Source organism: Actinomycetes bacterium (genome assembly GCA_036000965.1).
GTDB lineage: Bacteria > Actinomycetota > CALGFH01 > CALGFH01 > CALGFH01 > DASYUT01.
Genome location: DASYUT010000269.1, coordinates 1 through 7,554, shown reverse-complemented (window position 1 = coordinate 7,554; position 7,554 = coordinate 1). Strand labels below are relative to the sequence as shown.

Below are 7,554 nucleotides of genomic sequence, written 5' to 3'. Positions count from 1 at the left end.
GCACCGTCGCCCGCAGCCCCCGGCGCGACGCGGCGCCGCCCAGCGAGCTGTGGAACGCCGACGGCTTCCGCGGTGCCACCCTCCGCTTGGGCGAGCTCGTGGGCGTGCCCGGCTAGCCGGGCGGCCGCTTTCGAGTTCCCGCGCCGGAGCTGGGCGCTGCTGGAGGCCTGAGCCACCGTGCGCCAGCTGTTCCCGACGTTCCTCGACCCGGCCGACCCGATGGCCGTCTACGGTGACCTGCCGCCGGCCGGCTCTCGTCCCGGCGTGCGGCTCAACATGATCGCCAGCGTCGACGGCGCCACCGCGGTGGCCGGCGTGTCCGGCGGCCTCGGCGGCAAGGCCGACCATGCCCTGTTCGCGGTGCTGCGCTCGCTGGCAGACGTCGTGCTGGTCGCGGCCGGCACGGTTCGGGCCGAGCGCTACGGGCCCTCGACGGTGCCGGTGGCGGTGGTCTCCCGCTCCTGCCGGCTGGACTGGGATGCGCCCTTCTTCACCTCCCCGACCGCCCGGCCGATCGTGGTCACCGTCGCCGAGGCACCGGCGCCGGCTCGCGCCCGGGCCGCCGAGGTCGCCGAGGTCGCCGAGGTGATCCTCGCCGGCGAGCGCGACGTCGACCTGGCGACCGCCCTGGACGCGCTCGGGGTGCGCGGCTTCCGCGCGGTGCTGGCCGAGGGCGGGCCCACCCTGAACGGCCAGCTGGCCGTCGCCGGCCTGCTTGACGAGCTGTGCCTCACCCTCTCCCCCCGCCTGGTCGGCGGCGGCGCCAAGCGGATCCTCGATGGCGGCGCCCTCCCCGGCCCCCCGAACCTGCGGCTCTGCTCGGCCTGTGAGCAGGACGGGTTCCTGTTCCTCCGCTACCGCACGACCTAAGCAGCGATATGGTCTTGCGATGCCGCTGTTCGTTTCATGTCCTGGCCCGCAGAACCCCGAAGTCTGTTGCCGTCGGTGAGCGCGTGTTCAAGCTTCCGTCCCGCTCGGGGAAGCCGGCGGGGCGGCGGGCGGCCCGCCTGGAGGGGGTTGCCGGACCACGGCCCGCTGGACCCGCGCCTCGACCGCACGTATGAACCGGTCCACGCGGGCCGGGTCAAGCGTCTGCGAGCGGTCGCCGTGGCGGATCGCTAGCGCCGTTTGCACCAGCGTGGGGTCCTCGGTCCGGGCCAGCACCCAGCTGGCGGCGGCGTCCTTGGACGACCACACCCCCTCGTAGGCGTAACGCCAGGCGCGGCCGGCGTTCAGCACGCTCTGGTGCAGCGACGACTCGTTGGCGGCATGCCAGGCCAGCGAGTCGACCAGTGCGTCCAGCAGCCACTTCCGCGGGATCGGCGCCACCAGTTGGTGGGCGGGCGGGCCAACCAGCGCCACGCCGTGCTCACGCAGGATGGCCAGATCCACCACGAACCAGTGGGCGGGCTCGGACGCCGGATCCAGCGACAAGTGCGGGGGCATCCGCGGGCCGACGTTGAGGTTGATGGCGAACTGCGGCGTGGGAGAGGGCGTGGCGACCGTGGCGTGGGGGTACAGCACGAACTCAAGGCCCCGCACCGGCCAGGTCATGGCCTCCTCGGTGAGGGCGGCGACCAGCTGCTGGATGTCCGCGGGCGAGGGGGCGTGGGCGCAGACCGCGACCAGGTCCAGGTCGCTTTGCTCGGCCACCGCACCGCCCAGCGCACCCGAGCCGATCAGGTAGGCGCCCAACAGCTCCTCCCCCAGCAGCCGCTGCAGCCGACCGGCGGCCGCGCGGGCACATCCGTCCAGCAGGTCGCCGTTTGACAGCTTGGTGCCCATCGTGAACTCCCCCCGACGTGCCGATGCCCTGGAAGGTTGGTCTTGGTTCCGGCAGTCCTGTTACGCCCGTCTTTACGGCGGTGAGGTGGCAGCGAGATGGTGGGCCCGTCTGCGGAGGAGTACAGCGAAGAGGTTGCGCCTGCGATCAGCCGGACGTCAGGAGGCTGCTGTTGAGCCAGCCCAGCAGCGCGGCGTGCTCGTCCGCCTTGACACCTTGGTCGCGCTCGTCACCGGCCCTCGGCTCCGTATCACGGCCGCAAGGTAGATTCCGCGTTCATTTTGGCTGCGGCAAGGTACCGAGACGGTCAGCATCGCCTCTGGGCGGGATGCCCGCATCGTCTCTTATGTCCGTGACCTGAAGTCGCGCATCCGTGTAGCAAGCACCCAGGTCCGGGGTGCCTCACGACTCGAGGATCGGGGAGAATCGTGGCCGTGGAGCAGCCGCCGGTGATCGAGCCGGTCGAGGTCATCGCGGCCAAGCTGCCTGGGTAGCTGCCGTGACGGGAGCCTAGCGAGCCGGTCGCGTATCAGCGATTCTCCGACTTGCGAACCAGCGGGTGTGGTCATGACCTGCGCGTCTGCCGTGCCGGCAGAAACGCAATCAGGCCGATCGGGATACCCAACCGACTCTCTAGGAGGGGCGGAACGCGAGATGCCCACCGTGGCCATCACCGCACCGACCGGCTGCGCGTCGATCAACACCGCCGGGCTGATGGACGCGCTCCGCAAGACCGACCGGGCCTGGCGCATGACCCGCGACCCCGACGCCGACGCGGTCTTCGAGGTCCGCCTAACGCAGCAGCTCGCCCCGCCTCCCCTGAGGCAGGCGACCGCGCTCCCTACGTGTGGTGACGTAGCGCCCTACCGGTGCCTCGCCCCGAGCGGCCAGCCCGAAGCCTGCCCGGTATCGCCGCGGCCGGCGGTCCACTGGTGACCACTGGGCTCGGCCGGGGACAGACGCACGGCCGGCGCGATGGTGGCAGGATCCGGGGACGATTCTTGGAACGTGATCATGATCCCGGCGCACTGGCGGGGTGGAGGAGAGGCCGCGGCGCGCGTCTGCCTCAGCCGATTGGGGCGAGGCCGGTGGGTGTGAGCAGGTAGGCGTCCTGGTCGTGGCTGGGGTCGATGATGAGCTCGACGATGGTCTTGCCGACCTGCTCTGGAGTGGGTGTCGGACCAAGACCGTCCAGGAAGGCGGCGGTGTCCACACCCTGTTGGTTGGCGTAGGCGGTGACTGCGGCCGCGCCGAGGTCGGTCGCCGCGGTCAGCTTGGGGAGCACGGAGGTGAATCGGATGCCGAGCGTGTCGCGTTCGGACTCGGCCTTGGCATAGGAGGTGATGAACCTGATGGTGGCCTTGGCTCCGGCGTAGCCGCCGCTGAGCGGTGAACCGTTGATCGCAGCTCCGCTGGACAGCGTGATGACGGTGGTGCCTGGGTCGAGGGGACGGAGCAGGGCTTCGCGGATCCAGTGGAAGACGTGCTGGACGTCGACCTCCCAGTTGCGGCTGAACGTCTGCCAGGTGTGGTGATGGACCGGTCGCAGCAATGGGCTCGCCCCGGCGTTGAGCACCAGCGTGCGCGGGCGGTATCGGTCGATGAGCTGGCCAGCGATGGTGGGGTCGGTCGCGTCGGCGGCGACGGGGATAAACGTGTCGCCGAGTTGCGTCCGCAGGTCCTCGAGCCGGGCGCGGTCGCGGGCGACGCCGACGACGGTTGCGCCAGCTTCGGTGAGCGCGGTGGCGATGGCGCGGCCGAAGCCTCGGCTGGCGCCAGTGACGAGCGCTGAGGTCGGTGGTGCGCTGGACAGCGATCGTGGTCAGGATCGCGATGTCCAGGATGGTCATGACGAACGCGGAGCACAGCAGCGCCAGCGCCGCCCAGCGGTTGCGGTCGGGTGCGACCGTGCGGTCGGTTCGGGTTACGGTCATGCCCGTCATCTCCAGTTCTCCGTTCTGTCTCGGCGGCTGTCCGACGCCCGGCTGCCCGCCCAGCTCGCCTGAAGCGGGGACGATGGATCGGGCCGGGCTGGGCGCGCCATCGGTCTGGAAGTGCAGACCTGATCGGGACCCGAAATTCATCGCGAACGCACCGACAGATGCTGGCGGGCTCCTGCGGCCGCTGGTGCGACCTGCGCGTTTGTCCGGGCGGTCGCCGACCGGGCGCGCCGAGGCCGGCGTCGCGGGGACCGCCGGCTACGCCTCGGGGCTGCGGCCGAGGAAGGCGACCAGCCGGTCGCTTGAGCTGGCCAGCGGCGACACGGCGACCGGGGCCGCGAACAGGGGGTAGCGGGTGGCGTCGGTCACCAGCAATGGGGAGATCTTCAGCAGGTCGATGGCCAGCGCGGGCGGGATCGGCTGGCGGTCCCCGCACGCCCGAGCGATGTCCCAGCCGTGGACGGCGAGCTCGATGGCGCCGGTGCCGGCCACGGTGCTGGCCAGCAGCGGACGGTCGGCGATGGCGACCACGCGGTCGTGGTGGCCGGCGGCGGTCCACGCGCCAAGCAGCCGGCCGGCACGACCGCGGAAGGTCGCAACCAGGTCGCCCGCCATCTCGCCGTCGGCATCCCAGGCGGGGTCGGGGCCGACATATCCGGCGCCGATGCCTTCGTAAAGCGCGGCGAGGGAGTCGTTGACGTGGTGCAGCAGCATCCAGAGATTTCGCTCCGACTTCCCTCCGCCCGACACAGGGCCGCGCGGGACGGGGGCGGAACGGGCGGGGACGCCGAGCGACGGCGGAAGCCGCCGACCGGCCGTTTGTGCAGGTCACGAGCGATTGTTGGGATCACGTGGGGACGGGTCGGTACCGCGAGGAGACGGCGGTGCGACCTGGAAAATCGCCGGCAATGCCTTCACCGGTTCGAATCCTGCCTTGCTGCCCAACACAGAGGGGTCCGAGTCTCGCCCAGGGAGTCGACTCGCCGCGAGGTGACGCTACAGTGCCACCGGCGTGGTGAACTCCGGTAGGCCCAGTGGTCCAGTCCCTCCTCCGACGCCGAACGGATGTTCGAATCGGTACGCGCTCTCTGGACTTGTGACTCCGTATGCTTTGCCGGCGGGATTGGATGTATTCGCCCGTACGTGGGAGGACGTGTCGCTTGCGGGGGGAAGCCACGGAATGCATGCTTCTCCTTTCGCTTGGCGGGATACGGTTGAACAGAGGAATGCGATGGCCGGGCAGGCGCCGGTGGACTCCGGTCGGGAGCTCCACGGCGAGGTTGAGCGGGCACTGGAGGCCCAGGGCGAGGACCTCGAGGCCCTCGGGGAAGCTCCGGCGTGAACGTCCTGCACGGCGTCTGGTCGGCGTCCGGGGAGCTGTGCGTCTGGGCCGAGGACTCGGCGCTCCCGGCCACCGCGGCGCGCCGGCGCGGCCGGCCGCCACGCAAGCCGCGGGCCCGGCCGCACCCGTTCGCCTGCCCGTCCGACCGGTTGCGCGAGGTCGCGATGGTCGCGGCGGCCACCCCGCTGGTCGAGGGGCTCGTCGACAAGGCGGAGGCGGGCGAGCTGGCGCTGTTGCTGCCGTCGCTCGCGTCGGGACCGCTCGCCTCACCGGAGCTGGTGCACGACCCGGCGGAAGCTCTGGGCGAGTCCGGCGCGGGTGCGGGCGAACAGCACGTGGCGCTGGCGCCGTGGCGGGTGCCGGCGCTCCGGTTCGACGCCCGCAGCGCCCTCGAGCTGCTCCTTCACCTTCCCGCCGCCGGGGCCATGGCCCCGGGCGCCGCGCCGCCCGGGGCGTCGCTGCGCTTCCTGGGTGAGCTGGCCTGGTTCGTGCTTGGTCTGGTCGGCCGGGGCCGGGTGCTGCCAGGCCTGGCCGAGGAGGGCGAGCGCCTGGCCGCCCGCTGGCGCCCGGTGGTGACGGGCCACGACGCCGAGCGGCTGCGAGCGCTCGCCGCGGTCATGCCTCCTGCCTGCCGTGCCGAGCAGACCGGCACGGCCCTCGAGGGCCGGGGCTCGGCGGCGCTGCTCGGCGGTGCCCTTGACGTCCTGGCCGACGCGGCGACCAGGCGTGCTCTTGCCGGCGTGGCCGTCACCGTCGGCGCCAGGCCCGGGGTCTCGGCGACCTGGCCGTCCCTGCCGCCGCGGCGCGGCCGGCGCCGCGCCGCGGACCTGGCGGTCGAGGCCTGGCTGGCGGCCCTCGCCAGCGACGACGGGCGCTTCGATGCCGACGTCGCGCAGCTGGCCGGCCTGCGCGAGGCGCTCGATGCGTGGCTGCGCTCGGCGAGTGCGGCCGCCGGGCCGCTGCGGACCTGCTTCCGGCTGGTCGAGCCGCCCGAGGACCAGCCGAAGCGGCGCTGGCGGCTTGAGTTCCTGCTGCAGGCGACCGACGAGCCGAGCCTGCTCGTGCCGGCTGCGGAGGTGTGGCGGGCAGCTGGCACCCTCACCACGCTGGCGCGGCGGGTCGAGCGGCCGCAGGAGCTGCTCCTGGCCGACCTCGGCCGGGCGATGCGCCTGTACCCGGAGCTGGAGCGGGCGCTGCGTTCCGCACGCCCCGCCGCGCTGGCGCTGGACGCGGGCGGGGCACACCGGTTCCTGCGCGACGCGGCGCCGCTGCTGGCGCAGACGGGCTTCGGTGTGCTGCTGCCGTCATGGTGGGACAAGCGCGGCGCCCGCGTCGGCCTGCGGCTGGTCGCGGGGAGCGCCGCCGCCCCCGGCGCGGTCGCCAAGCCCGGCGGGCTCGACCTTGACACCCTGGTCGACTACCGGTGGGAGCTGGCGCTCGGCGACGAGCGGCTGAGCGCCGAGGAGCTTCAGGAGCTGGCCCGCCTCAAGGTCCCGCTGGTCCGCCTCCGCGGCCGCTGGGTCGAGCTGGACCCGGAGCGCCTCGCCCGCGGCCTTGCCTTCCTCGAGCGGCACGCCGACGGCGCCATGCCCGCCGCGGACGCGCTGGCCGCCGGCCTCGGTCTGGTGGAAGGGCCCGTCCCCGATCTCCCGGTGACCGGCATCCACGCCACCGGCTGGCTCGGCGACCTGCTCTCCGGCCAGGCCGACCGGCGCCTCGGGCCGATGGGCACACCCACCGGCTTCCGCGGCGAGCTGCGTCCCTACCAGGAGCGCGGCCTGGCGTGGCTGGCGTTCCTCGGCGGCCTCGGGCTGGGCGCCTGCCTGGCGGACGACATGGGCCTGGGGAAGACGGTCCAGCTCCTCGCCCTGCTGGTCGCCGAGCGTGACGGGCAGGTGGACGAGGCGGGGCGGCCGGGGCCGACGTTGCTGGTGTGCCCGATGTCGGTGGTGGGGAACTGGCAGCGGGAGGCGCAGCGGTTCGCGCCGGGCCTGGCCGTTCACGTCCATCACGGGGCCGAGCGGCTCGGCGGCGAGGAGCTTGCCCACGCCGCCGGGGAGGCGGACCTCGTGCTGACCACCTACGGGCTGGCGGCCAGGGACCGGGCGGCGCTCGCCGCCGCCGCGTGGCGGCGGGTGGTGCTGGATGAGGCGCAGAACATCAAGAACAGCGCCGCCAAGCAGACCCAGGCGGTGCGGGCGCTGCAAGCGCCGCAGCGGGTGGCGCTGACCGGCACCCCGGTCGAGAACCGCCTGTCGGAGCTGTGGTCGATCATGGAGTTCGCCAACCCCGGCCTGCTCGGCTCCGCGAAGGGGTTCCGCAGCCGGTTCGCCGTCCCGATCGAGCGTGAAGGCGATGAGCGAGCTGCCGAGGGCCTGCGGCGCGCGACGCAGCCGTTCATCCTGCGCCGCCTCAAGACCGACCGGTCGATCATCGCCGACCTGCCCGCCAAGCTGGAGATGAAGGTGCTGTGCAACCTCACCGCCGAG

General features: G+C 73.0%; 6 protein-coding genes. 3 read left to right on the top strand and 3 right to left on the bottom strand.

All coding sequences use genetic code 11. The features are described from left to right. Window positions 1-177 precede the first annotated feature (177 nt). Window positions 178-870, top strand: a complete 693-nt coding sequence (locus tag VG276_24065) for a dihydrofolate reductase family protein (protein HEV8652381.1) — start codon at window positions 178-180, stop codon at window positions 868-870. Window positions 871-957: 87 nt separating this feature from the next. Here VG276_24065 and VG276_24060 read toward each other — a convergent pair whose 3' ends face one another. Beyond that, entirely contained in the window at window positions 958-1,785 is an 828-nt protein-coding gene (locus VG276_24060; GenBank protein ID HEV8652380.1) for an aminoglycoside adenylyltransferase domain-containing protein, read from the bottom strand. A 652-nt stretch (window positions 1,786-2,437) separates the two neighbouring features. On the opposite strand from VG276_24060, the gene VG276_24055 reads away from it, so the two are divergent. Next, a complete protein-coding gene (locus VG276_24055; protein ID HEV8652379.1) occupies window positions 2,438-2,719 on the top strand; it encodes a hypothetical protein in 282 nt (93 codons plus the stop codon). A 130-nt stretch (window positions 2,720-2,849) separates the two neighbouring features. Here the strand turns inward: VG276_24055 and VG276_24050 are convergent, their stop codons facing one another. After that, window positions 2,850-3,596 (bottom strand): SDR family oxidoreductase, encoded by a 747-nt coding sequence (locus VG276_24050; protein HEV8652378.1) that lies wholly within the window; start codon window positions 3,594-3,596, stop codon window positions 2,850-2,852. 385 nt (window positions 3,597-3,981) lie between these two features. Continuing rightward, the gene (locus VG276_24045) at window positions 3,982-4,437 is read right to left on the bottom strand and encodes a maleylpyruvate isomerase N-terminal domain-containing protein (GenBank protein HEV8652377.1); all 456 of its coding nucleotides are present in this window, start codon (window positions 4,435-4,437) and stop codon (window positions 3,982-3,984) included. A 624-nt stretch (window positions 4,438-5,061) separates the two neighbouring features. Between VG276_24045 and VG276_24040 the strand changes: the two genes are divergently transcribed. Beyond that, window positions 5,062-7,554 (top strand): DEAD/DEAH box helicase (locus tag VG276_24040; GenBank protein HEV8652376.1); only part of this gene is annotated, 2,493 nt, incomplete at its 3' end.